Here is a 23,643-nt window from a genome sequence, read left to right as displayed (position 1 = left end):
GCCGGTCCGTCGTTTTAAGACGGGCCGGTCCAATCCGGTTCGGGCCGGTTCGCACCGCAGAAGACGAAATGAATTTGAAAGGTCAATCATGCCTCTGATGCGCAGCTGGGTCGCCAGCGCCAATTCCGCGGAGACCGCGTTTCCGCTGAACAACCTGCCTTACGGCGTTTTCGCCATCGGTGATGAAGCCCCCCGCTGCGGTGTGGCGCTGGGCGACCGGATCGTCGATGTCGCCGGCATGGAAGCCGCCGGTCTTCTCAAGCCGGGCGGCGACGCCAAGGTTTTGAATGTTCCTTACTGGAATGATTTCATGGCGCTGGGCCAGGCGGTCTGGGCCTCTTTCCGTTCCGAGCTGACCGCGCTTCTTGCCGAAGGCTCGGCGAAGCAGGCCGAAGTGGAACCATTCCTGGTGGCGATGGCCGATGCCACGCTCTCCCTGCCGTTCAAGGTCGCCGAATACACCGACTTCTATGCCGGCCGGAACCACGCTTTCAACGTCGGCACCATGTTCCGCGGACCGGAAAACGCCCTGCCGCCGAACTGGCTGCATATCCCGATCGGCTATAACGGCCGTGCGTCGTCCGTCGTTGTCTCCGGCACTGACGTTCGCCGCCCCTGGGGCCAGTTGAAGTCGCCCGACAAGGATATGCCGGCCTTCATGCCCTCGCGCCGGTTCGACATCGAGCTGGAAATGGGCGCCATCGTCGGTCAGCGCTCCGAAGGCCCGGTCACCGTCCAGGAAGCCGATGACATGATCTTCGGCTACGTTCTCCTGAACGACTGGTCCGCGCGCGACATCCAGGCCTGGGAATACCAGCCGCTTGGGCCGTTCCAGGCCAAGGCGACGGCCAATACGATCAGCCCCTGGATCATCACCAAGGCTGCACTTGAGCCGTTCCGCACCTCCACGCCACCGCGCGAGAAGGAGCTTCTGCCCTATCTCGCCGAGCCGGGCCCGATGCTCTATGACATTCCTCTTTCCGTCTCCATCCAGCCGGAAGGCGCGAATGAGGCTTATGTGCTGTCGCGGACGAACTACAAGGAAATGTATTATTCCGCGGCCCAGCAGCTTGCCCATCACACCACCGCCGGGTCTCCGATGAATGTCGGCGATCTGCTTGGTTCCGGTACCATTTCCGGCCCGACCAAGCCGGAGCGCGGCTCGCTTCTGGAACTGAGCTGGGGCGGCAAGGAGCCGATCGAGCTGCCGGATGGCTCTACCCGGACCTTCATCGAGGACGGCGACACGCTGACCCTGTCGGGCGCCGCCGAGGGCGACGGCTACCGCATCGGCTTCGGCGATTGCGTCGGCAAGCTTCTGCCGGCACTGGAGGACCCGTACGCCCGGAACAAGTAAGTTTTGAACCGGTCGTTCCATATTTTGAGCCATCGAACAGGCGGTTGAAAAGGACGATGTAGCTAAACACCTTTCCCAGCAGTGCAGTCTGACTAATCTGAGTGGACTGTGTTCTTCAAAGGGGTTGGCGAAAATGGATACGACCGAAAGGCTGCCTGACCAAATAGACATCGATGGCTTGGAAAACGTGACCCGCTTGGAGGTCATTGGTGAGTATCGGGAGTTGGTTCGCTACGGCATAAGCATTCGCTTTATGTTGCTCCAGGACGAGGGGCGGACGCTCAAGATCTTCATCGAGCAATCGAATTCCGGAACTGACGACACAGCAGACAACGAGAAAGTACCGAGATGAGCAAGAAATTCGCATCCCAGGGCGACATGGCGGAAAAGAAGATCTCCTTCACCGAGATCGGCAAGGACCTTTGGGCGTTCACCGCCGAGGGCGATCCGAATACGGGCGTCATCATCGGCGACGACAGCGTCATGATCGTCGAGGCACAGGCAACCCCTGAACTCGCCAACAAGGTGATCGAGAAGGTGCGCTCCGTCACCGACAAGCCGATCAGCCATCTGGTGCTGACCCACTATCACGCCGTGCGCGTGCTGGGGGCTGCCGCCTACAAGGCGCCGACCGTCATCATGAGCCAGAAGGCCCGCTCCATGGTCGTCGAGCGTGGTGCGGAAGATCGGGAATCTGAATTCATGCGCTTCCCGCGCCTGTTCATGGGCTATGACGATATCGCCAAGGTGCCGCCGCTCACCTGGCCGACCACCACCTTCAACGACCGCATGACCGTCTATCTCGGCAAGCGCCGCGTCGACCTGCGCTTCGTCGGTCGGGCCCATACGGCAGGTGACATCGTCATTCACGTTCCGGACGCGAACGTCATGTTCACCGGCGACATCGTCGAGTATCACTCCGCCTGCTATTGCGGCGACGGCCACTTCAACGACTGGCCGGGAACGCTGGAAGCGATCCGCTCCTTCGATGTCGAAGCGATCGCACCCGGCCGGGGCGATGCTCTCGTCGGCAAGGACATGGTCAACAAGGCCCTGACCGCCACCGCTGACTTCGTCTCCTCCACCTACAAGCCCGTGGCGCGCATCGCCCAGGGTGGTGGCTCGCTCAAGGAAGCCTGGGACGCCTGCCGCGCCGAGTGCGATCCCAAGTTCGCCGACTACGCGATCTACGAGCACTGCCTGCCGTTCAACGTGGCACGCGCCTATGACGAGGCGCTGGGCATCGACACCCCGCGCATCTGGACCGCGCAGCGCGATGCGGACATGTGGGCCGATTTGCAAGGCTGATTCGCGATTGAAATGGCATGCCGTCAGAGATTGGTGTCAAAATCGGATTTTGGCATCAACTCGGACGCCGGGATTGGCAAGTCTCATGCCCCCCCTTGCGCCAGTCTCCCCCCTTGAGGGGGAGATGTCCGCGCCAGCGGACAGAGGGGGGTGTTCTGCCTCGCCGAAACAAAAGCGGTCCGGTGGAATGACGCCAGTGCCGTTACCCCCCTCTGTCACCTTTGGTGATGTGCAACCCGGATGATGGGTAACAGTTCTATCCGGGAGGATGGGTAACAGTTTTTGTTTTTCTGCCTCGTGTGGGCCACCGCAGTTTTAGGTCTTCTGTGATGTAGCCGATGAATACCGGTCCGTAACGGAGTTCAAGCTGCCCGGTGTCGGCTTCTTCAATGCTGACCGGCTCTCCGACGAGGGCCATGGAGACATAAACGGTGCCGCCGCGCCACTTGATTTCGCCGTTCTGGCGCACCCTGCGCACGCATGTTCCTTGATCATAGTCGGGTGATCTCAGCCTGCCGCTCCAGGGTCTTGATGAGTCTGTATAGGCGGCTGCCGGGGTTGCCATGCCGAGTGCCTCATGCGGACGCTCTTCATTGTAGGTCTGCCGAAAGCGGACAAATCGGTCGGCCTGGGCCTTCAGGTTGGCCGCCGGTGGATTGGCGGTTTCATCCTTCAAGGTTCTGTGCAAGCGCTCCAGCCGGCCGTTCTGCTGCGGCGAGGCCGGGGCAATGCGTTCAGGACGAACGCCAGCCTTGATGAGCCGGACTGCCAGCCCCGACAGGCCGGCAGCTCCGGTCGAGGCAAAGGGCGCCCCATTGTCGGAACGGATAGCCCGTGGCAGGCCGAACTCGCGGAAGGCTGCATCCAGAACGGACCAGACATGGGTCGTGTCGGGACGGGGGACGGCAACCACCCGCAAGAGATAGCGGCTCGCCTGGTCCTGCAACGTGAAGGGATCGCAGCGGCGACCGTCACCGGTCCGGAACCAGCCCTTGAAGTCCATGCTCCACACGTCGTTGGGCAAGGCCTGGTCAAAGGGGGACACGGAGCAGGGCGGCGCGCGGCGGCGGCGTTTGCGCGCAACGCTCAAGCCTTCCCGGCGCAGCAACTCGCCGATCGTCGAAGCAGCCGGAACCACAATCACCGGATCGGCATGCGCCTGAAGAAAGGCGCGCAGTTTTTTCGGACCCCAGCTTGGATATCGCCGGCGCAACGCAAGCACCGCCTCCCGGGATGTCTCCGCAAGCGCATGCGGACTATGATGCGGGGCGTGACTGCGCGGTGCCAAAGCTGCCGCGCCACCCGAACGCCAGCGCCTCAGTACCTCATAACCGGTCTTCCGGCTAATCCCGAACTGACGGCAAAGCTCCGACATCGACACCTCTCCGCTTTCAACCGAAACGCAGAACCGGACACGCTCTTCCATCGCACAGGTCTCCCGAAATCCCATACCCCGAACCTCCCTCGTTCGGCGTAAGTCTGACCTGTTACCCATCCTCCCGGATAGAACTGTTACCCATCATACCGGTTCATACCGTGACATCTCCCCCTCAAGGGGGGGAGAATGGAGCAAGCGGGCATGGTCCGGCCTGCTTCATTCGCCGGTCCCGGATCTTCGCTGGCGCGGCGTCCGGGATGATCAAATAGGGTTTGTTATGGACCTTAGATGGCGCGCCATTTTTGCTGACCGGTCCGGAAACGCCGAAAAAACCTCAAAATTACGCAGTATTCCGGACCAGAAAAGACTTGCATCAAATTAGTTACGAACGTAACTAATTGCCGGAACACAGGGAGGCCAAGGGAGGCCATATGTCTAAAATCTTCGAAACGCCGCTCTATCCCTATCAGCGGTCCGCCGACCAGGACACGAGCAAACCTGTCCGCCATCCCGTCATCGTCATCGGTGCCGGTCCGATCGGCCTGGGCGCTGCGATCGACCTGGCCCAGCAGGACGTGCCGGTTCTGGTGCTCGACGACAACGACAAGGTGAGCTGGGGCTCACGCGCCATCTGCTTCGCCAAGCGTCCGCTGGAAATCCTCGACCGCCTCGGCTGCGGCGACCCCATGGTCGACAAGGGCGTCGTCTGGAACACCGGCAAGGTCTTCTTCGACGAGCGTCAGGTCTATGGCTTCAACCTGCTGCCCGAAGAGGGCCACCGCCGCCCGGCCTTCATCAACCTGCAGCAATACTATTTCGAGCTCTATCTCTATGAGCGCCTGCGGGAACTGGAAGCCGAGGGCAAGCCGGTCCAGATCCGCGGCGGCAACAAGGTCGTCAGCGTCACGCCCAAGGACGACTACGTCGCGCTCACCATCGATACCCCGGACGGGCCGTACCAGCTCGAAACCGACTGGCTGATCGCCTGTGACGGCGCCGGTTCGCCGACCCGCGCCATGATGGGCCTCGACTTCGTCGGCCGGGTGTTTGAGGACAACTTCCTGATCGCCGACGTGGTGATGAAGGCGGACTTCCCGACCGAACGCTGGTTCTGGTTCGATCCGCCGTTCAACCGCAACCAGTCGGCACTGCTGCACAAGCAGCCGGACGATGTCTGGCGCATCGACCTGCAGCTCGGCTGGGACATCGACAAGGACGAAGAGAAGAAGCCGGAAAACGTCATTCCGCGCCTGAAGGCCATGCTCGGCCCGGATGTGGAATTCGATCTGGAATGGGTGTCGATCTACACCTTCCAATGCCGGCGCATGGAACAGTTCCGCCACGGCCGGGTGATCTTTGCAGGAGACGCCGCCCACCAGGTGTCCCCGTTCGGCGCCCGCGGCGCCAACTCCGGCCTGCAGGATACGGACAACCTGATCTGGAAGCTGAAGCTGGTCATGGACGGCAAGGCGCCGGACAGTCTGCTCGACACCTATGACCTGGAGCGGGTCTACGGTGCGGACGAGAACATTCTGAACTCGTCCCGCTCGACCGACTTCATCACGCCGAAGTCTGAGGTCAGCCGTCAGTTCCGCGATGCGGTTCTGGATCTGTCGGAAACGTATGAATTCGCCCGCCCGTTCGTAAACTCCGGCCGTCTGTCGGTACCCTGTACCTATGACGGCTCGCCGCTCAACGGCCCGGATGCAGCCGGCCTGCCTGTGCGCACCCGTCCCGGATCTCCGGCTGTGGATGCCCCGGTCTCCGGCGGCTGGCTGCTCGACCGTCTGGGCGACCGGTTCCAGCTGCTGGCGATCAACGCGGAGGTTCCGACGTCGCTGGAAGAGGGCGGCATCGCCATCGAGGGCCTGTCGCTGACCACGAACGACGATCCGAGCGGTGCACTGAAGGACCGCTATCTCGGCGAGGCGGCATCCGCCGTCTACCTGATGCGTCCGGACCAGCACGTGGCTGCCCGCTGGACCGCCTATGACGAAAAGGCCGTTCGGGCCGCACTCAACACCGCCACCGGCCGCGCCTGAGGAGAAAGATCATGGCAACTCTGAACACCAGCGTGAACATTGCCGGAGCGGACGATTTCTACGCCGAACTGCTTGCCACGCATGAGGGCCTTTCCAAGGCGGAAAGCGATGCCCTCAACGCCCGGCTGATCCTGATCCTCGCCAATCACATCGGCGACCGGGCGGTACTGACTGAAGCGCTCGCCGCAGCCGCGAACGCATCTGCAGGGGACTAAGGCCTGATCGGCGCCGCAGCGCCGGATTCACTGGAGGAGCAATTCCATGAAGATCGAGAAAATTCACCACGTCGCCTATCGCTGCAAGGATGCGAAGGAAACGGTCGAATGGTACGGCAAGAACCTGAACATGGACTTCATTCTGGCGATTGCCGAGAACCATGTACCCTCGACCCACGAGCCGGACCCTTACATGCACATCTTCCTCGATGCGGGGAACGGCAACGTGCTGGCCTTCTTCGAACTGCCGACCAAGCCGGAAATGGGCCGCGACCCGAACACTCCGGCCTGGGTCCAGCACATCGCCTTCAAGGTCAAGGACCGCGACGAGCTGGTGGCGTTCAAGGAGAACCTGGAAAAGAACGGCATCGAGGTGCTCGGGGTCACCGATCACTCGATCTTCCATTCCATCTACTTCTTCGACCCGAATGGCCACCGCATTGAACTGGCCTGCCCGGATCCGGAGGAAGAAAAGATGCTGGAGAAGCTCGACGCCGTGAAATGGGACATGCTGGAGGAATGGTCGAAGACCAAGAAAGCCCCCAAGCATGCCGCCTGGATGCACGAAAAGGAATTGTCGGAAGTCTGACGATCCGATCCCTTTGAATGAAAACAGCTCGGACATCCGTGTCCGGGCTGTTTTGCTTTGGTTGGGTGTACCGGAAGTCCACACGCGGAAATTTTGTGCATCGCGGTAACTAGGTCGTTGATCCCGTTGCGTCAGGCTGCTGCACAGTTTTTCAACTGTCTGAAATGACAGTGTTTTTTCACCATTTGTTTATGGCTGTCGCCCTGTAGTGCCTTCGATTTTCCGTTCTGGAGGGGTGCTCGTGAACTGGTTGTTGAAGCCACTTGGCCATCTGCGGTTTTCCATAAAGGTCGGCGGCGGGTTTGCCGCAACCACCATTCTGACCGCGGCTGTCGGGCTGGTCGGAACGCTGGCCATTGTCCAGTTGCGCAATCAGTCGGACATGAACGCCAAAGCCACCGCGGTCATGGCAAGCCTGCAGGAAGCTTCCGCCGACCAGAAAGCCTATCTGACCGACAGGACACCGGAACGGGCGGACGCCGCTCTGGCACAGATAGACCGGCTGCGCGCAGACCTTTCTGCCGTCGGCAATGGCATCGAAGACAGTTCCTCGGAAAAGGCAACTGTCAGCGCCGCTGTCGACAAGGTCGACAACCTGACGACGGAGTTCCGGAAACTGGTCGGCAGCAGCACGGCCCAGTCGGAGCAGGCAGACCGGCTGACGCAGTCCGCGAGCCGCCTGGAAGCGATCGCAAAGCAGATCGCCGACGAGATGGACAAGGCAAAGACCGCAGCCTCCAACAAGGAAGCGGCGGCCCTTGCCAATCTGACCGCCGCCGATGAACTCGGCCGGACCATGTCGTCGATCCGCGAGGGGGCGATCCTGCTCGAGGGGATGTTCCTGAGCGAGGCGGCTCAGGCGGCGTCTGACGAGGCGGTGACCGCGCAAGAAACAATGGCGCGGAAGACCCTCTACAAGGAAGCCCTGAAGAAGGTCGAGGAACTGACGGAGGAGGTCCGCTGGGCGGCCGGAATGACGGTCGAGGGCGTGAACGCCAGCATGCTGGACGGTCTGGTAAAAATGCTCGGCGACTTTGAAGCCGCCCTGAAGGACGCAATCGCAAAGGCCAACCCCTTTACGATCAACAAGCCGGACGCCAGCCTTGCGGGCAAGGCCAAGACGGTCAACAACCGCGCGAACATGGTTCGTGGCCTGATCTATGGCGTCATCGATTCCGCTCAAGGAGCCTCGGTTTCTGCCCGGAACCAGCTGGCACGCGTCGAAGCGGTTGCAAAAAGCGGCAACAGCCTGTTGCAGGCAACGCTCGAGACGCGTTCGGCCACCATGGAGTTGCTGTCCGACTTCGGCGAGACGACCCCGGATACCGTGAACGCCAATATCGAGAACCTGCGCGCGACCCTGGCGACGCTTGAAAAGAAAGCCAAGGGCTTTTCCCAGATGCGGGACATCCTGGGCCAGATCGCGTCCGAGGTGGACGGGTATGAGGCGGAATTCGCCTCGATGCTGACGGCGCGCGATCATTTTCAGGTCGCATCGAACGAGCTGACGGCCCTGTCCGATCAGGTGCGTGCACAGATTACGGATTTGGCCGAACAGCAATCAGTGGCTACCGCCAGACAAGCAGATACGGCGTTGGTGCTGATCGGGGCTGCCATTGTAGCGGCCATTGCCGTGAGCATTCTGCTGGCCTTTGCCCTGACCATCGTAATCGCCGGCCCGATCCGCCGGTTGACGGACGTCATGGCACGGCTCGCCGGCGGTGATACGGACGTGGAGATCCCCGCGACCGCTCAGCGCGACGAGATCGGTGCTATGAGCCGGACCGTTCAGGTGTTCCGCGACAACGACCTGGAACGCAAGCGCCTCGAAGAGCGGACGGAAGAGGCCCAGGCCCTTCAGGTCAACCGTCAGGCCCAGGTGGATGCGCTGATAACCGGGTTCCGCGACAGTGTTCAGGGGCTGCTCGGTTCGCTCGACGAAACCGCGCATGACATGGACACGACCGCGAAGGCCTTGAGCGACATTGCCGCGCACAGTGCCGAACAGGCTTCCAACACGGCAAGCGCAAGCGAAGGCGCCAGCATGAGCGTGGAGAACGTGGCCGGCGCGGCCGAAGAACTGTCCGCCTCCATCGGCGAAATCGGCAGCCAGGTTCAGCGTACGACCGATATCGTCTCGTCCGCGACCGATGCGGTGCGCGACACCAACGGCAAGGTGCAGGATCTGGCGGAGGCCGCCAATCGGATCGGCGAAGTCGTCACCCTGATCCAGGCCATTGCCGAACAGACCAATCTCCTGGCCCTGAACGCGACCATCGAGGCCGCGCGTGCCGGCGAAGCGGGCAGGGGCTTTGCGGTCGTGGCCGCGGAAGTCAAGGAACTCGCGACCCAGACCTCCAAGGCGACGGAGGAAATCTCCTCCCAGATCGCAGCGATCCAGGGCTCGACCACCGACGCTGTCAACGCGATTTCGGCCATTTCCAGCACCATGGAAGAAGTGGACGGCTACACCCAGTCGATCGCCTCGGCGGTCACTCAGCAGGGCGCGGCCACCAGCGAGATTTCCGGCAACGTCCAGCGCGCCTCGGAGGGCACCCGCGCCGTGCAGGACAACATGCACGATCTCGCCGAAACGGTGGAGCAGACCCAGGCGGCGTCTGGTACCGTCCTGACCGCGGCAGGACATCTGGGCCAACGCAGCGACGCGCTGAAGAGCGAAATCGAAACCTTCCTGGCGCGGGTTGCCGCCGCCTGATGGCGCTACGCCACATCTAGAATGAAAAGCCCCCGGAACAGACTTCCGGGGGCTTTTGTATGGATTGCGAAAATAGGCTGCAGGCTTAGAACGCGACCTTGTCGCCGCCCTTCAGGGACAGGATTTCGCGCGCTTCGTCCGGCGTGGCGACCTCCAGGCCGAGGCCCTCGATGATCTTTTTCGCCATCTTCACCTGATCCGCGTTGGATTCGGCAAGCTTGCCCCGTCCGGCCCAGAGGCTGTCCTCCAGACCGACACGGACGTTACCGCCAAGGGCTGCGGCCTGGGCTGCGATCCGGAGCTGGCTGGAGCCGGCGCCCAGAACCGACCAGCGGTAGTCGGAGCCGAACAGCCGGTCGGCGGTGCGTTTCATATGCTGGATGTCTTCCGGATGGGTGCCGATGCCGCCGAGCAGGCCGAACACGGACTGCACGAAGAACGGCGGTTTGACCAGGCCGCGGTCCACGAAATGCGCCAGGTTATAGAGGTGCGAGATGTCGTAGCACTCGAACTCGAACCGGGTTTCGTTCTCGTAGCAGGTCGTAAGGATATACTCGATGTCCTTGAAGGAGTTGCGGAACACCAGATCCTTCGAGCCTTCCAGATAGGGCTTTTCCCAGTCGTATTTGAAGGTCTCGAATTTCTCCGCCATGTGGAAGAGGCCGAAGTTCATCGAGCCCATGTTGAGCGAGGCGACTTCCGGCTTGAAGGTCGCCGCCGGCAGGGCGCGCTCCTCCACCTTCATGAACGGGCTGCCGCCGGTGGTGATGTTCAGCGCGGCGTTACAGGACTGCTTGATGCGCGGCAGGAAGCGGGCGAAGCCTTCCGGGCTCTGATCCGGCTTGCCGTTTTCCGGGTCGCGCGCATGCAGATGCAGGATCGCGGCGCCGGCCTCGGCCGCGGCGAGCGCTTCCGAGACGATCTCGTCGGGCGTGATCGGCAGGTGGGGCGACATCGTCGGCGTATGGATCGACCCGGTGATGGCGCAGGTGATGATGACCTTGCCCTTGTTAGCAGTACTCATTTGCCGATGTCCTCCTCAGCCTTGCGTTTGTGGGCCGCGAGCGCCATCAGGCGGCGGTCGCGCCATTTCTGTCTGTCTGCCAGACCCTCGGCGGGCAGATGTTCCCGCCGCTCGGCCTCGATCGCGTCGAGGACCGGTCCGGCCCAGTCGACGCGGTATTTCATCTGTTCGAACATGTTCGCGAACATGCCCTGGTAACGGGTGGCATAGTCCCTGACACCTGCCGGGGCATTCAGGTCGATGGTCTCGAACGGGCCCATGAAGGCCCATCTGGCGGCAAGGCCCTCGCGGATGCCGATGTCGACGTCCTCCGCGCTGGCATAGCCGTTCGCCACCAAGCGGAAGGCTTCTTCCAGGAGCGCGCCCTGCATGCGGTTCATGATGAAGCCGTCGATCTCCTGCTTCATCATGATCGGCGACTGGCCGGCATCGAGCATGAGTTCGCGCGTCTTCTCCATCGCCTCCGGCGAGGTCCAAGGCGCCGGGACGACTTCCACCGCCTTGATCAGATACGGCGGGTTGATCGGATGGGCGACGAGGCACCGGTCCCGGTGTTTGATGTGCGCGGTGAATGTCGACGGCAGCAGGGCCGACGTGGAACTTGCCAGAATGGCGTCAGGGGGCGCCAGTTCGTCGAGGCGGGTGAAGATCTCCCGCTTTACATCGACCTGTTCCGGCGTGTTCTCCTGAACGTAATCGACGCCCTCTAGACATCTTGCCAGGTCGTCTTCCGCGCTGATGCGGGCAAGAACAACGTCCGGGGTCTGGCCGTCGAGAAGGTCATTAGCCTGAAGGTCCTCCAGCACATCGGCGATATAGGCGATTGCCTTTTCCGGCTGGGCCGGATCCTTGTCCCACAGGACTACGTCGTGCTGCGCGCGCGCAAAACTGATGGCCCAGGCCCGGCCGATAAAGCCCGAGCCCACGATCGCGATTTTCGCCAAGTTAAGTCCTCCCGGTGCGACCGGATTTCAAGGCGACATCATTCGCCGGAATCCGTTTTGAGGCCTAAGCAAAGCAAACCGGCGACAGGAAGAAAAGCCATCAAAAAGACAAATCGGTTCGCCGTCGGTTTTTGTCCTGCGGAAACCTTGAACGGTTTGCACGTTAAAGGGTAGCGCCGGTCAGCCTGTCGGCAAATCCATGACGCCACCTGACATTTTTGCTCCCGATGCCCCGCAGTTTCTGAGTTGCAGCAGTATGTCGGTCACGGTTGCGCCGATCTGCTTGATGGCGGCGTCGGCAACCGCCGGCTGGGCATCGCCGAGTTTGACGACGGCGGCCTTCAATTCGCTCAACGTCGTATCGAGCCCCGCGATCTGCGCCCGCAGCGGGCCGTCGTCATTCTGCTTCGCCTGGGCGAGACCGGCCTTGAGGGCCTCCATCTTCTCTTCAAGAGAAGCGAGCTTCATTTTCAAGGCGTCCGGTGTCACGCCGAGTTCGGCAACGGCCTTTACGGTGAGGTCGGCAGCGAGATTTGCGCCGGCGGTTTCGAACCGGTTGAATGCGATGATCGCCAGGATGGCGGCAACAATTACCAGAATTGCCGTCGCATTGATAAGGGCGAGCAGCAATTGTCCGGGAAGCCGCATGATCCGGCGGCCAAGTGTCTGTTCCTGCGCGCTCATCCGGTCGCTCCTGCATATCGATGGGATTTGAAAATCTTCGCACAGCTCGGCGAGTCGAAAAACCGGAATATGCAGGGATTGGGACCAGCGCTTGCAGGGTGTCTTGCCGCTTCAGGCCGCGTCCACCGCCGCGTTGAGCATGTCGCGGACCTGGGAGGCAACCGCCTTGAGCTCCGCATTGTCGATCGCAGCCATGGAAGCCTCCGGATCGATGGCGCTGACTTCCACGCCGCCGTCGACGGTCCGCAGGATCACATTACACGGCAGCATGGCGCCGACACGTGGTTCCAGTTCGATCGCCTTGTGGGCCATCATGGGATTGCAGGCGCCGAGAATGAGATAGTGCTCCATATCCACGTCGAGCTTCTTCTTCATGGTCGCCTTGACGTCGATCTCCGTCAGCACGCCGAAGCCGTTTTCGGCGAGCGCTGCGCGAACCCTCTTGTCGGCGTCCTCGAAGCTCACGCCGGAAAGAATGCGGTTGTAGGTGTAGCTCATCTCAGGCCTCCTAAGCCTTGTGACCTGTGCGGTCGGTACGATCTACAATGACGTCCGGCTGATTTTCTTACCGGGCAGCATCTGTTTGCGCGTCTTCAAGTGGAACCATCCGAAAGAGGCAAGAACGCGACACCGAACGGTTTCACCTTTTCAACCCCTGCCGGTTTTCGCGTTGATCGACGTCAATGGCAGCAGGTTGCATCGGTGGGAGGATGAAGCCTTAAGGACGGGAAAAGACGGCAATGGCTGACGACAGAATGCAGGCGGCTGTGACTGCGGCCGAATTCACGATCCCTTTCACGCGTTATCTGTCCGTTGACGGCAAATTGGCTGCTTCAGCACCCGGATTTGCCGCCGACAGAACCGAACTGGTCCGGCTCTACGAGGGGATGCTCAAAACGCGCGCCTTCGATACGGAGGCGATTGCCCTTCAGAGAACCGGCCGGCTCGGCACTTATGCTTCTTCCCTCGGTCAGGAAGCGGTCGCCATCGGCATCGCCGCGGCCATGCGCCCCGATGACGTGCTGGTGCCGTCGTTCCGCGAGCACGGCGCGCAGATGTGGCGCGGTGTGCGCATGGAAGAGCTGCTTCTCTACTGGGGCGGCGATGAGCGAGGCTCGGACTTTTCCGGGCCAAGGGAGGACTTCCCGGTCTGTGTTCCGGTCGGTACCCAATATTGCCACGGCGTCGGTGTCGGTCTGGCTTTCTCCCTCCGACAGGAGGACCGCTGCTCCGTCGTCGTCGGCGGCGACGGCTCCACGTCGCGGGGCGACTTCTACGAAGCGATGAATATGGCGGGTGTCTGGAAAGTGCCCGCCGTTTTTGTGGTCAACAACAACCAGTGGGCCATCTCCGTGCCCCGCGCCGCCCAGACGGCGGCAAAGACCCTGGCGCAGAAGGCCATCGGCGCCGGTATGCCCGGCGAACAGGTCGATGGTTGCGACGTGATCGCCGTACGAGACGCGGTCGAGCGTGCACTCGAGCGCGGGCGGATAGGCGAGGGGCCGACGCTGATTGAATGCCTGACCTATCGTCTGTCCGATCACACCACCTCCGATGATGCCACCCGCTACCGGGAGGATGCCGAGGTCAGCAGCCATTGGCCCGAGGAACCGATCGCGCGCCTGCGGACGCACCTGACCGAGGCGCACGGCTGGAGCCGGGACGAGGAGGAGGCGTTGCGCAAGGAGATCAACAGCGCGGTCAAGGCGGCCTCTGAAAGCTATCTCGGAATTGACCCGCAACCGGCCACGGCCATTGTCGACTACACCTATTGCGAACTGCCCGCGGACCTGAGGGCCGCGCGCGACCTGCTGGCGGAGCGCTGAGATGGCCGAGCTCACTCTTGTCGAAGCGGTCAGGTCCGCGCTTTCCAAGGCGCTGGAGGAGGACCCGGCGGTCATCATCCTCGGCGAGGATGTCGGCATCGACGGCGGTGTGTTCCGGGCAACGGACGGGCTGTGGCAGCATTTCGGGTCGGGCCGGGTGCTGGATACGCCCCTGTCGGAAGGGGCCATTGCCGGGGTCTCGGTCGGGCTGGCGGCCCAGGGCATGAAGCCGGTCGCCGAAATCCAGTTCCAGGGCTTCATTCATGCGACCCTGGACCAGATGGCCAACCATGCCGCCCGGCTGCGCAACAGGACCAGGGGGCGCCTGACCTGTCCGATGGTCCTGCGCGCGCCCTATGGCGGCGGCGTCCACGCGCCCGAGCACCATTCGGAAAGCATCGAGGCGATCTTCGCTCATATCCCCGGCCTGCGGGTGGTCATTCCCTCGTCGCCTGCGCGCGCCTATGGCCTGCTGCTCTCGGCGATCCGCGATCCGGACCCGGTGGTGTTTTTCGAGCCCAAACGGATCTACCGGGCCTTCAAGGAAGAGGTGGCGCCAGACGGCGCCGGTTTGCCGCTCGACAAGGCCTTCGTTCTGCGCGAGGGCCGGGACGTCAGCGTGATTTCCTGGGGCGCCATCACCCGTGACTGCCTGGAGGCAGCCGAAGCGATGGCGGAGGAGGGCGTCGATGTCGAGGTCATCGATGTCGCGACCCTGAAACCCTATGACGCCGAAACGCTGCTTGCCTCCGTCAGGAAGACCGGACGCTGCGTGATCGTCCATGAGGCGCCGCGAACCGCAGGCTTCGGCGCAGAAATCGCGGCGAGGGTCGCCGAAGAGGCACTCGATGCACTGGTCGCGCCGGTCCGCCGGGTGACGCCGCCGGATATCGTGCCGCCGCTGCCGCGCCAGGAACAGCTTTATCTGCCGTCGAAGGACGACGTCTGTGCTGCAATTCGGAAGGTCATGGCATGGCAGTGATCCCGTTCAATCTGCCGGATCTCGGCGAGGGGCTGACCGAAGCCGAAATCGTCGAATGGCATGTCTCGCCCGGTGACCGGGTGGTCTCCGGCCAGCCGCTGGTTTCCGTGGAGACCGACAAGGCGGTGGTCGAAATTCCGTCTCCCTGGTCGGGAACGGTGAAGGCCCTGAACGCCGAAACCGGTGAACAGATTGCCGTCGGCGCACCGCTGGTCGATCTGGAAACCGACCAGCGGGTCGATCAGGGCCAGATCGTCGGGGACCTTGAGGGAAGCAAACCGGAAGTGCCGAAAACAGCGCAAAGCCTATCGGTAGACCGCTCCTCGAAGCCGACGACAGGACCTGTCCGGGCGGCGCCGGCAGCCCGGGCGCTGGCGCGCGAGAAGGGCATTGACCTTGAAACGGTGACCGGGAGCGGACCGGACGGCACCATCACCCGGGCCGATGTCGTGTCTTTGGCCGGGACGGAAACGCGGGCGGGGTGGGAGCCCTTTTCCGCCGCGCGCAAGGCAATGGCGCGCAACATGGCCGAAGCCGGGGCGCAGGTCGTGCCGGCGACGGTCCAGGACTGGGCCGATGTCTCGTCGTGGATCTCGCCTGAGGCGGATGTGCTGGTGCGGCTGGTCAGGGCCATGGCTAAGGCTGCCGAGGCGGAACCCGCACTGAACGCCTGGTTCGACCCCAAGGCAATAACCCGAAGGATCCACGAGACGGTCAATCTCGGCGTTGCCGTGGACACGGACACGGGTCTCTATGTGCCGGTCCTGCAGGACGTCGGATCGCAGGAAGCCAACCAGATCCGGACCGAACTGGACCGCCTGATTGCCGTCGCACGGGCCCAAAGGCTGGGCCGGCAGGACCAGCTCGGGGCGACAGTCAGCCTGTCCGACTTCGGTCCGCTGGGCGGCGCCTTCGCCGCGCTGGTGATCCGCCCGCCGCAGGTGGCGATCCTCGGTGCCGGCAGGGTGAGCGAAAAGGTGGTGTGGGGTGAAAACGGCCCGGAACCGCGGCAGTACCTGCCCTTGTCGCTGACCTTCGATCATCGGGCTGTTACCGGCGGCGAGGCGGCACGGTTTCTGAACGCGGTCTTGCACGACCTGGAGCACCCGGGTTGAGAGGGAGGGATTTTCATGGCAGGCAGATTTGAGTTCGCGGATACTCTGGGGCCGGAAAAGGTCATCGAGATCACCGATCCGAAACGCGGGTTGCGCGGGCTTCTGGTGGTCGACAACACCGCTGCCGGCCCGGCGATCGGCGGTTGCCGCATGGTTCCCGATGCGACGGCCGAGGAATGTTTTCGCCTTGCCCGCGCCATGACGCTGAAAAACGCCTCCGCGGGCCTGCCCCATGGCGGCGCCAAGTCGATCGTCCTCGAGGATCCTAACATGCCGCTGGAGGCCAAGGAGGATCTCCTGCGTGCCTTCGCCAGGGCGATCGGCGAGATCAAGAGCTATATCGTCGGGCCGGACATGGGCACCAATGAGACCGTGATGGCCTGGATGCGCGACGAGATCGGCCGCTCAGTCGGCCTACCGCGGGAAATCGGCGGCATCCCGCTCGACCAGATCGGCGCGACCGGTCTTGGGCTGGCCGCGGCCGCCCAGGCAGCCGAGGAGGTTCTGGGGATCCGGGTCGAAGGCGCGCGCGTGGCGGTGCAGGGCTTCGGCGCCGTCGGCCGCTGGGCCGCGCGCTTCCTGGCGGACCGCGGCGCGGTCATTGTCGCCGCCTCCGATTCCCGCGGCGGGATTTACAATCCGGACGGACTGGATATGGGCCGGCTACTGGCCCTCAAGGCGGAAGGCAAAAGCGTTTCCGCCTATGAGGGCGGTACGGTCATCGGCCCGGAAGGACCCATTACCAGCGATTGCGATATCATGATCCCGGCGGCACGCCCGGATGTCATCCGCATGGACAATGTCGATGCGATCAAGGCGCGCCTTGTCCTCCAGGGCGCGAATATCCCGGCAGCGTCCGGAACCGAAGAGCACCTCCATGCCCGCGGCGTGCATGTGGTGCCCGATTTCATCGCCAATGCCGGCGGGGTGATCTGTGCCGCCGTCGAATATCGCGGCGGCTCGCAAAGCGATGCCCTGACGTCGATCAGGGATCTGGTCTACGGCAACACCATGGAAGTGCTGAAACGAGCGAAGGCGGAACAGATCCTGCCGCGCACCGTCGCGCTTGCTATCGCCGAGGAACGGGTCCGCAAGGCGATGGCTTTGCGGCGATAACCTGCTCTATTTTATAAGCCGGACGGGCAGGGACTGCAGGCCGCGCTGATTGGTTCGGTCCGTCCACCAGACGGGCTCGCCGGCCAGCTCGATCCGGGAAAACCGGTCCAGCAGGGCGGTGAAGGCGGCCTGGACTTCGAGCCGCGCCAGCGGCGCGCCGATACAGACATGCGGCCCACCGCCGAAGATATACTGGGCATTGGGCCGGCGGGTGATGTCGAACGCATCCGCGTCGTCGAACCGCGCCGGGTCCCGGTTGATCGCGCCGATCAGGCCGAGCGCCAGCGATCCGGCGGGAATGACCATGTCGCCGTATTTGAAATCCTCGATCGCCACCCGGAGGATGAAGTTGATGCTCGGTTCGAAGCGCAGCATTTCCTCAATGGCGGTGCGCATGTGCTCCGGTTCGGAGCGCAGCTTGTCGAATTGATCCAGATTGCGGAGCATCGACAGCAATCCGTTGCCGAGGACGTTGACCGTCGTCTCATTGCCGGAGATCAGGCCCTTCATGTTGTTCAGGGTCTCGTCCTCGTCCATCGTGCCGTTGTCGAGCGCTTCCAGCGTCGCATCGACAAAGCCGTTTCCCGGATGCGCCCGACGGTCGGCCAGATGGCCGCGCAGATAGGCCTTGTAGGCGCGCAAGGAATCCAGCGCCTCCTGCTTCTGATCCTGGGTCATCATGATGTCCCCGATCTTGATCAGCGCCTGGTTCCAGCGGGCCATTTCGCTGTCCATCTCGGCCGGAATATCGAACAGGTTCCGGGAAACGCGCAGCGGCAGGTGATTGGCGAAGCCGGTCATGAAGTCGACCGGTTCACCGACCGGCAGCGCATCGAGCAGTTGCGCGCATTCGCGCTCGATCATCGGAAGCAGCGGCGGGATCTCGGCCGGGCGGAACGCTTTCTCATAGACGTCCCGCATTCGGCGGTGATCGGGCGGGTTGGAATTGACCATCTGGCGCTGGAACTCGCTGAAGAGTTCATAGCTCAGCGGGTCCCGGTCCTTGCTTTCCGGCCGGCTCCAGCCGTCGGTCCAGAGCCGGGTGTCGCGCCCCATTTCCGAGGCGCGGACCATGGCGTTGAAGGCGTCATGACCGAGCACGAAATAGATGCCCGAGGCCGGGTCCAGGTGGATCGGCGCGATCTCGCGGATCCGCTTGAGATGCGGATGCGGGTTGGTGAGATAGTCCGGATCGGTGAGCAGGGTCCACCAATCGATGTCCGCAGATGTCGCTGTGTTCATGTCCCGTTTCCCAGCCGCAGGGCCCCCAACCTCAGGGGCAGTGTGTGGAGGCCGTGCTGATCGCTGCGGTGTCCCCACCAGACCGGATCGCCGGCGAGTTCGATGTGATCATACCGGTCCATAAGGGCGGTAAAGGCGGCTTTGGCCGTCAGGCGGACTTGCGCCTTGCCAAGACAGATATGCGCCCCGGCGCCGAAGACGTTGTGCGGATTAGGCTGCCGCTCGATATCGAAGACGTCCGGGTCCGCAAAACGCTCCGGATCGCGGTTGGTCGCCCCCATCAGTCCGATGGCGAGCGATCCTGCGGGGATATTGACCTCTCCGCATTGGAAGTCCTTGATGGCGACGCGAAGGATAAAGCTGCAGCCCGGTTCAAAGCGCAGCATCTCTTCGATCGCCGGATTGAGAAGATCCCGGTTCGCCCGCAACCGGGCGAACTGGTCCGGATGCCTCAACAGGGTCAGCAGCCCGTTGCCGAGAAGGGTGGCCGTTGCCGTTCCGCCGGCGATCAACGTGATCAGGTTGTTCAGCGTCTCGTCTTCATCCATCGTGCCGTTGGCGAAAGCGGCAATCGCCAGGCCGACAAAACCTTCGCCCGGCCTGTCGATGCCCGAAGCCAGACGATCTCTCAGATAGACCTTGAATTCGCGCAACGCTGTTTGCGCGTTCTGCTTCTGCTCCGGCGACATGATGATGTTGCCGATTAGGCCGAGCGCTGCGATCCACTCCGCAACCTGATCCTCCATATCCGGCGGTATCTGAAAGGCAATGCGGGCGAGGCTGCGCGACAGGGGATGGGCGAACCCGTCCATGAAGTCGACCGGCTCGCCCGGAGGGAGTGCATCCAGAAGCCGGGCGCATTCCGCCTCGATCATCGGGAGAAAAGACTGCAGATCCGAGGTCCGATAGGCTTTCTCGTAGACCCCACGCTGGCGCCGGTGATCCGGCGCATTCGCGTTGGTCATCTGCGGCTGGAATTCGCTGAACAGGTTATAGGTCAACGGATCGTTCTGCCTGACCTCGTCCCGGTTCCAGCCGTTGGACCACAGCCGCGTGTCACGGCCCATTTCGGGCGCGGTGGCCATCTGGCGGAATTCGTTGTAGCCGAGTACGAAATAGACGCCGGTCACCGGATCCTGATGGACCGGCTTCTGTTCCCGGATCCGTTTCAGGTCCGCGTAGGGGCTTTTGAGATATTCCGGATCGGTCAGCATCGTCCACCAGTCGATCTCCGGACCGGCAGGGCCGGATTGCTCGAAACGGTGCTCAGCCATCGCGGTTTGCCTCTCTTTCCGGCTCTCCCTCAGGCTGCCGTCAGCTTCAGGGGCAGGGACCACAGACCCCGCTGATCGCTTCGGTCCGTCCACCACTCGGCATCTCCGGCCAGCTCGATCTTGTCGAACCGGTCCATCAGCGCATTGAAGGCCACCTCGGTGGTCATGCGGGCGAGCGCCTTGCCGATGCAGATATGGGCGCCGCCGCCGAAGGAGGAGTGATGGTTCGGCTTGCGGGTGATGTCGAACCTGTCCGGGTCTTCGAACCGTGCCGGGTCCCGGTTGATCGAGCCGACCAGACCGATGGCCAGCGCGCCTGCCGGAATGACGATGTCGCCCAGCTGGAAATCCTCGACGCCGGCGCGCGGAATGATGCTGCTGCCCGGCTCGTAGCGCAGCATTTCCTCAATCGCCCGGGGCATCAGGCTGCGGTCGGCGCGCAACTTGTCGAATTCCGCCGGGTTCTTCAAAAGGGTGACCAGGCCATTGCCGAGCAGCGTCAGCGTCGTTTTGCTGCCTGCAATCAGCATCACCACGTTGTTGAGGGTTTCCTCCTCGTCCATGGTGCCGTCCTCGGCGGCCGCCAGCGCCAGGCTGATCAGGCCGTCGCCCGGATTTTTCCGCAGCCTGTCCAGATGCCCGCGCACGTAGTCCTTGAACTCGTGGTTGGACTTCTTGACGTTGCGCTTTTGCTCCGGCGTCATCACGATGTTGCCGAGCCAGCTCAGGTCGGAAATCCAGCCGGCAATCGTTTCTTCCATGTCTTCGGGAATTTCGAACAGCTTCAGCGATATGCGATGCGGTAGCGGGTTGCCAAAGGCGGCCATGAAGTCGAACGGTTCGCCGACCGGCAACTGGTTCAGAAGCTTGTCGCACTCCTGCCTGATCATCGGCAGATAGCGCGCCATGTCCTTCGGGCGGAACGCCCTGTCATAGACGCCGCGCATGCGCCGGTGATCGGGCGGATTGGCATTGATCATCTGAGGCTGGAAGTCGATGAACAGCTCGTAGGTGTCCGGGTCGTTTTTCCGGTTTTCCGGGCTGCTCCAGCCATTGGCCCAGTAAAGCGTGTCGCGCCCCATCGCCTCCGTCTTGGCCATCGAGGTGAATTCCTTGTGGCCCATAACGAAATAGATGCCGGAGCCGGCGTCGTAGTGGATCGGCGCAAGGTCGCGGATCCGCTTCAGCTCGGGATAGGGGTTCTTGAGATAGTCCGGATCCGTCAGCATCGTCCACCAGTCGATGTCGAAGGACGGCGGCAGGGCGGAACCTGCGCCTTGAACGGATTCCTGGGTTCCTTGCTGGGTACTGGGCATAGAGGCGCTCCGGAGCCGAATTGAGGAAAATAAAACGGCTTACGACACACTGCCGCTCGTATGCGCCGTCGATACAGAACACGTCGGATCAGATATTGCCCACCCCATGGCCGCTGTGCAAGACCGACACCTGACGCATGGTCAACTCAATCCAGATATTTTTTCAGGTCGTCCCGAAAACGGGATGTCACAACCTGTGATATTTAGCCGATTCCGGGCGATGGGCATAAATGTGGAACACCGGCGCACCGCCCTGGGCCATCGGATGGTCTTCAACGACGGTGCTGTAACCGTGTTCCTCAAATTCGGCGCGGATTTCCTGCAATTCTTCCGGACCCTGGTGTACTTCTACCAGGAGTTGCCGGATGCGCGGCCAAAGGGTCGGGCTGATCCCGTCCAGAACCGCGCGCTCCTGTCCTTCCGTGTCGATCTTCAAGAGGTCGATGGTGTCGATGCCGAAACGCTCCACCACATTGTCGAGCGTATCTACATCCGCGGTCACCTCTTCGCTTTGAAACAGGTGCTCGATGAACTCCTCGTCGCCGAGCCGCTCATAGGTGCCGGTGCTGTCGATGACCGCGCGGATATCCGCGCTGGCCCCGCCCTGACCGAACAAGAGCTTCTTCAGTCCTTCGGAAAGGGTTTTGCCAACAGCCGAATCGCCGGTGGAAAGGGCGGAGAGGGCCGGATAGTGATCGAATTTGGCCTGACCGGGGGCAGCTCCGAGCGCCAGGTGGTTGGCCTTGACGTTTTCGCCCATGGTAGCGGCATTGTCCTTCAGGGCCTCGAAGGCGGCCGGCATCGGCTCAAAAGCGAAGATCCGCCCGTTCGGGCAGAGGTCGTGCAGGCGCAGGCAGAACAGGCCGATATTGGCGCCGACGTCGAGATAGGTGCCGTCGGAGGGCAGGTCCAGGCCGCGCTCCGTGAGGTCGTCGGAGACGACTTCGTGCCAGCCGTATCCCACTTCATAGGCATTCACACAGTGTACGGTCCGTCCGTCCGGAAGCGTCGTCGTCTGGCTCATTGTCTAAAGCTCTCCCTGCAATGAGCCTCACGGCTCCCGTCCATCCGATTGAATTTGTCTAGCATGATCCTACTGGTACGGGAACCAAGCTGCGGCACTTGCGCCACTCCAATACCCAGCCAAATGAAGAGCGGTGAAAACTCCGGGTCGGAGGGCTATAGTCGCCGGGCGGCGCCCGACACGGGGCGGCGCGCAATCGCAATGGCAACAGCGGAGACGACGTGGAAAACGCCGCGCAGAAAGACACTTTATTCGACCGGCTTGGCGGATCTGCCGCGATCGACCGGCTGGTGGATCTGTTTTACGACCGGATGGATACCCTGGACGAGGCCAAGGGCATTCGCGCGCTGCATCCGGCTGATCTCGGCCGGACCCGGACTGACCTGAAGCGGTATCTCACCGAGTGGACCGGCGGCCCGAGGCTCTACACGCCCGAAAAGGGCCATCCCCGGATGCGCCAGCGGCATATGCATGTCGCGATCGGCGAAGGGGAGCGGGACGCCTGGCTCATGTGCATGCGTGGCGCCCTTGAGGAGGTTGTCAGCGACGCGCAAGCCCGCGCCGTGCTCTATGAAAACATGGCGAAGCTTGCCGACTGGATGCGCAACCAGCCGGAAAAGCCTTAAAATCCGCGGAGCGCTTTACGGCGCCGGAAAGAATTCCGTGCCGCGTCCGGTTAGCCAATAGGCCGCCAGACCGATCCACTCCCGGAAAGCGATATCGAACCGTTTCAGCCCTTCGGAGGCTCCGGCAAAGCCAAGATATTTGCCGTCCGGACCTCGTGTGCGGTAATCGACGGGCCAGGCCGTCAGTCCGCTCCAGCCAGCGGCTCGGAACACGCTGATGGCGCGCGGCATGTGATAGGCGGAGGTCACCAGCAGCCAGGTCTGGCCGGGTTTGGGCTTGACCAGGTCCCGGGTGAAGACCGCGTTCTCCCAGGTATTCCGCGATTTGTCCTCCAGAACGATCCGCTCCGGATCGATCCCGAAATCTGTGAACAGTTCAACGGCCACGGCCGATTCCGTCGTCTGGCCAGGCACGAGAAGGCCTTGACCGCCCGTGTGGATGATCTTCGCGTCGGGAAGCTTTCGTGCGAGACCGGCGACGGTCGTCAGCCGTTCGGCCGATGACGTCAGCGCGGGCTCACCCCGCGCGCCGGACGTCACCGTGTCCACGGCCCCGCCGAGAACGATGATCCCGTAGACTTGCGGAAGGCTGGCCGGCTGCGGGAAGCGGTCTTCGAGCGGTTGAAGCAGAAGATTGGCCGCAGGCGAAAAGCCGAGGATCACGAGCCCTAGAAAAGAGGCGACGATCGCGGTCATGCCGGTCCGCGGCCAGCGGCCAAGTCTCAACAGAAGGCCAAGGCCCAAAAGGATGATCAGGAAGTTCGTCGGCCGGATCAGGAAAAACAGGATCTTGGAAAGGTAGAAAAACATGCACGGGTCCGGGAATCAGAGGGTCCGGCAATTAAACCATATCCTTTGGCGACTT

The 23,643-nt window shown here is 62.5% G+C and carries 22 protein-coding genes; 12 read left to right on the top strand and 10 right to left on the bottom strand.

The genetic code is table 11. The features are described from left to right. Positions 1–88: 88 nt before the first annotated feature. From fahA to ABIN98_RS05055, 3 genes are all read left to right on the top strand, one after another. Positions 89–1,357: a fumarylacetoacetase gene (gene fahA, locus ABIN98_RS05065; RefSeq protein WP_346907975.1), complete on the top strand. Its 1,269-nt coding sequence runs from the start codon at positions 89–91 to the stop codon at positions 1,355–1,357. Between the two features lie 133 nt (positions 1,358–1,490). Beyond that, positions 1,491–1,709: a hypothetical protein gene (locus ABIN98_RS05060; protein WP_346907973.1), complete on the top strand. Its 219-nt coding sequence runs from the start codon at positions 1,491–1,493 to the stop codon at positions 1,707–1,709. Further along, on the top strand, positions 1,706–2,665 hold the full coding sequence (locus tag ABIN98_RS05055; protein WP_346907972.1) for an MBL fold metallo-hydrolase: 960 nt from the start codon (positions 1,706–1,708) through the stop codon (positions 2,663–2,665). The genes ABIN98_RS05060 and ABIN98_RS05055 overlap by 4 nt, the downstream gene beginning before the upstream one ends. A 256-nt stretch (positions 2,666–2,921) precedes the next feature. Here the strand turns inward: ABIN98_RS05055 and ABIN98_RS05050 are convergent, their stop codons facing one another. Beyond that, positions 2,922–4,115, bottom strand: coding sequence for an IS481 family transposase (locus ABIN98_RS05050; RefSeq protein ID WP_346907970.1), 1,194 nt, complete (start codon positions 4,113–4,115; stop codon positions 2,922–2,924). Between the two features lie 359 nt (positions 4,116–4,474). Here ABIN98_RS05050 and ABIN98_RS05045 point away from each other — a divergent pair, with 359 nt between their 5' ends. The 4 genes from ABIN98_RS05045 (at position 4,475) to ABIN98_RS05030 (ending at position 9,605) form a co-directional block, all read left to right on the top strand. Further along, positions 4,475–6,085: an FAD-dependent oxidoreductase gene (locus ABIN98_RS05045; protein WP_346907968.1), complete on the top strand. Its 1,611-nt coding sequence runs from the start codon at positions 4,475–4,477 to the stop codon at positions 6,083–6,085. An 11-nt stretch (positions 6,086–6,096) separates the two neighbouring features. Beyond that, on the top strand, positions 6,097–6,300 hold the full coding sequence (locus ABIN98_RS05040) for a DUF2783 domain-containing protein (RefSeq protein ID WP_346907966.1): 204 nt from the start codon (positions 6,097–6,099) through the stop codon (positions 6,298–6,300). A 46-nt stretch (positions 6,301–6,346) separates the two neighbouring features. Next, complete coding sequence (locus tag ABIN98_RS05035) at positions 6,347–6,889, top strand: VOC family protein (RefSeq protein ID WP_346907965.1); 543 nt, start codon at positions 6,347–6,349, stop codon at positions 6,887–6,889. Positions 6,890–7,130: 241 nt separating this feature from the next. Next, complete coding sequence (locus ABIN98_RS05030) at positions 7,131–9,605, top strand: HAMP domain-containing methyl-accepting chemotaxis protein (RefSeq protein ID WP_346907963.1); 2,475 nt, start codon at positions 7,131–7,133, stop codon at positions 9,603–9,605. Between the two features lie 85 nt (positions 9,606–9,690). Here ABIN98_RS05030 and ABIN98_RS05025 read toward each other — a convergent pair whose 3' ends face one another. From ABIN98_RS05025 to ABIN98_RS05010, 4 genes are all read right to left on the bottom strand, one after another. Further along, positions 9,691–10,629, bottom strand: a complete 939-nt coding sequence (locus tag ABIN98_RS05025; RefSeq protein ID WP_346907962.1) for a 3-keto-5-aminohexanoate cleavage protein — start codon at positions 10,627–10,629, stop codon at positions 9,691–9,693. Then, on the bottom strand, positions 10,626–11,573 hold the full coding sequence (locus ABIN98_RS05020; protein WP_346907960.1) for a 3-hydroxyacyl-CoA dehydrogenase: 948 nt from the start codon (positions 11,571–11,573) through the stop codon (positions 10,626–10,628). The genes ABIN98_RS05025 and ABIN98_RS05020 overlap by 4 nt, the downstream gene beginning before the upstream one ends. 180 nt (positions 11,574–11,753) lie before the next feature. Further along, complete coding sequence (locus ABIN98_RS05015) at positions 11,754–12,257, bottom strand: hypothetical protein (protein ID WP_346907958.1); 504 nt, start codon at positions 12,255–12,257, stop codon at positions 11,754–11,756. 111 nt (positions 12,258–12,368) lie between these two features. Next, positions 12,369–12,755 (bottom strand): DUF302 domain-containing protein, encoded by a 387-nt coding sequence (locus tag ABIN98_RS05010; protein WP_346907956.1) that lies wholly within the window; start codon positions 12,753–12,755, stop codon positions 12,369–12,371. Positions 12,756–12,997: 242 nt separating this feature from the next. Here ABIN98_RS05010 and pdhA point away from each other — a divergent pair, with 242 nt between their 5' ends. The 4 genes from pdhA to ABIN98_RS04990 are packed head-to-tail and all read left to right on the top strand — an operon-like array spanning position 12,998 to position 17,296. Next, the gene (pdhA, locus tag ABIN98_RS05005) at positions 12,998–14,083 is read left to right on the top strand and encodes a pyruvate dehydrogenase (acetyl-transferring) E1 component subunit alpha (RefSeq protein ID WP_346907954.1); all 1,086 of its coding nucleotides are present in this window, start codon (positions 12,998–13,000) and stop codon (positions 14,081–14,083) included. A 1-nt stretch (position 14,084) separates the two neighbouring features. After that, on the top strand, positions 14,085–15,065 hold the full coding sequence (locus ABIN98_RS05000) for an alpha-ketoacid dehydrogenase subunit beta (protein ID WP_346907952.1): 981 nt from the start codon (positions 14,085–14,087) through the stop codon (positions 15,063–15,065). After that, the gene (locus ABIN98_RS04995) at positions 15,056–16,180 is read left to right on the top strand and encodes a dihydrolipoamide acetyltransferase family protein (RefSeq protein WP_346907950.1); all 1,125 of its coding nucleotides are present in this window, start codon (positions 15,056–15,058) and stop codon (positions 16,178–16,180) included. Before ABIN98_RS05000 ends, ABIN98_RS04995 begins: the two co-directional genes overlap by 10 nt. 15 nt (positions 16,181–16,195) lie before the next feature. Continuing rightward, the gene (locus ABIN98_RS04990) at positions 16,196–17,296 is read left to right on the top strand and encodes a Glu/Leu/Phe/Val dehydrogenase (protein WP_346907948.1); all 1,101 of its coding nucleotides are present in this window, start codon (positions 16,196–16,198) and stop codon (positions 17,294–17,296) included. Between the two features lie 6 nt (positions 17,297–17,302). Here ABIN98_RS04990 and ABIN98_RS04985 read toward each other — a convergent pair whose 3' ends face one another. The 4 genes from ABIN98_RS04985 to ABIN98_RS04970 all read right to left on the bottom strand — a co-directional run bounded on the left by ABIN98_RS04985 (position 17,303) and on the right by ABIN98_RS04970 (position 22,152). Beyond that, positions 17,303–18,538, bottom strand: coding sequence for a cytochrome P450 (locus ABIN98_RS04985; protein ID WP_346907946.1), 1,236 nt, complete (start codon positions 18,536–18,538; stop codon positions 17,303–17,305). Continuing rightward, positions 18,535–19,812 carry a cytochrome P450 gene (locus ABIN98_RS04980; protein WP_346907944.1) on the bottom strand — a complete coding sequence of 426 codons (1,278 nt, stop codon included), beginning with the start codon at positions 19,810–19,812 and terminating at the stop codon, positions 18,535–18,537. The genes ABIN98_RS04985 and ABIN98_RS04980 overlap by 4 nt, the downstream gene beginning before the upstream one ends. 29 nt (positions 19,813–19,841) lie before the next feature. Continuing rightward, positions 19,842–21,128, bottom strand: a complete 1,287-nt coding sequence (locus ABIN98_RS04975) for a cytochrome P450 (protein WP_346907943.1) — start codon at positions 21,126–21,128, stop codon at positions 19,842–19,844. Between the two features lie 187 nt (positions 21,129–21,315). Then, complete coding sequence (locus tag ABIN98_RS04970; protein ID WP_346907941.1) at positions 21,316–22,152, bottom strand: FkbM family methyltransferase; 837 nt, start codon at positions 22,150–22,152, stop codon at positions 21,316–21,318. Between the two features lie 221 nt (positions 22,153–22,373). Between ABIN98_RS04970 and ABIN98_RS04965 the strand changes: the two genes are divergently transcribed. Beyond that, entirely contained in the window at positions 22,374–22,778 is a 405-nt protein-coding gene (locus tag ABIN98_RS04965; RefSeq protein WP_346907939.1) for a group II truncated hemoglobin, read from the top strand. Positions 22,779–22,793: 15 nt separating this feature from the next. Here the strand turns inward: ABIN98_RS04965 and ABIN98_RS04960 are convergent, their stop codons facing one another. Beyond that, positions 22,794–23,588 carry a YdcF family protein gene (locus ABIN98_RS04960; RefSeq protein WP_346907937.1) on the bottom strand — a complete coding sequence of 265 codons (795 nt, stop codon included), beginning with the start codon at positions 23,586–23,588 and terminating at the stop codon, positions 22,794–22,796. Positions 23,589–23,643: the final 55 nt, after the last annotated feature.

The sequence above is a fragment of the uncultured Roseibium sp. genome, from assembly GCF_963675095.2.
Classification (GTDB): Bacteria; Pseudomonadota; Alphaproteobacteria; order Rhizobiales; family Stappiaceae; genus Roseibium.
This window is presented reverse-complemented; position numbering and strand designations above follow the sequence as displayed.

Excerpts from the sequence above, each read along its gene's own strand:
- fahA (WP_346907975.1), top strand. The coding sequence starts at position 89 with ATGCCTCTGATGCGCAGCTGGGTCGCCAGCGCCAATTCCGCGGAGACC.
- ABIN98_RS05060 (WP_346907973.1), top strand. The coding sequence starts at position 1,491 with ATGGATACGACCGAAAGGCTGCCTGACCAAATAGACATCGATGGCTTG.
- ABIN98_RS05055 (WP_346907972.1), top strand. The coding sequence starts at position 1,706 with ATGAGCAAGAAATTCGCATCCCAGGGCGACATGGCGGAAAAGAAGATC.
- ABIN98_RS05050 (WP_346907970.1), bottom strand. The coding sequence starts at position 4,115 with ATGGGATTTCGGGAGACCTGTGCGATGGAAGAGCGTGTCCGGTTCTGC.
- ABIN98_RS05045 (WP_346907968.1), top strand. The coding sequence starts at position 4,475 with ATGTCTAAAATCTTCGAAACGCCGCTCTATCCCTATCAGCGGTCCGCC.
- ABIN98_RS05040 (WP_346907966.1), top strand. The coding sequence starts at position 6,097 with ATGGCAACTCTGAACACCAGCGTGAACATTGCCGGAGCGGACGATTTC.
- ABIN98_RS05035 (WP_346907965.1), top strand. The coding sequence starts at position 6,347 with ATGAAGATCGAGAAAATTCACCACGTCGCCTATCGCTGCAAGGATGCG.
- ABIN98_RS05025 (WP_346907962.1), bottom strand. The coding sequence starts at position 10,629 with ATGAGTACTGCTAACAAGGGCAAGGTCATCATCACCTGCGCCATCACC.
- ABIN98_RS05015 (WP_346907958.1), bottom strand. The coding sequence starts at position 12,257 with ATGAGCGCGCAGGAACAGACACTTGGCCGCCGGATCATGCGGCTTCCC.
- ABIN98_RS05010 (WP_346907956.1), bottom strand. The coding sequence starts at position 12,755 with ATGAGCTACACCTACAACCGCATTCTTTCCGGCGTGAGCTTCGAGGAC.
- pdhA (WP_346907954.1), top strand. The coding sequence starts at position 12,998 with ATGGCTGACGACAGAATGCAGGCGGCTGTGACTGCGGCCGAATTCACG.
- ABIN98_RS05000 (WP_346907952.1), top strand. The coding sequence starts at position 14,085 with ATGGCCGAGCTCACTCTTGTCGAAGCGGTCAGGTCCGCGCTTTCCAAG.
- ABIN98_RS04995 (WP_346907950.1), top strand. The coding sequence starts at position 15,056 with ATGGCAGTGATCCCGTTCAATCTGCCGGATCTCGGCGAGGGGCTGACC.
- ABIN98_RS04990 (WP_346907948.1), top strand. The coding sequence starts at position 16,196 with ATGGCAGGCAGATTTGAGTTCGCGGATACTCTGGGGCCGGAAAAGGTC.
- ABIN98_RS04985 (WP_346907946.1), bottom strand. The coding sequence starts at position 18,538 with ATGAACACAGCGACATCTGCGGACATCGATTGGTGGACCCTGCTCACC.
- ABIN98_RS04980 (WP_346907944.1), bottom strand. The coding sequence starts at position 19,812 with ATGGCTGAGCACCGTTTCGAGCAATCCGGCCCTGCCGGTCCGGAGATC.
- ABIN98_RS04975 (WP_346907943.1), bottom strand. The coding sequence starts at position 21,128 with ATGCCCAGTACCCAGCAAGGAACCCAGGAATCCGTTCAAGGCGCAGGT.
- ABIN98_RS04970 (WP_346907941.1), bottom strand. The coding sequence starts at position 22,152 with ATGAGCCAGACGACGACGCTTCCGGACGGACGGACCGTACACTGTGTG.
- ABIN98_RS04960 (WP_346907937.1), bottom strand. The coding sequence starts at position 23,588 with ATGTTTTTCTACCTTTCCAAGATCCTGTTTTTCCTGATCCGGCCGACG.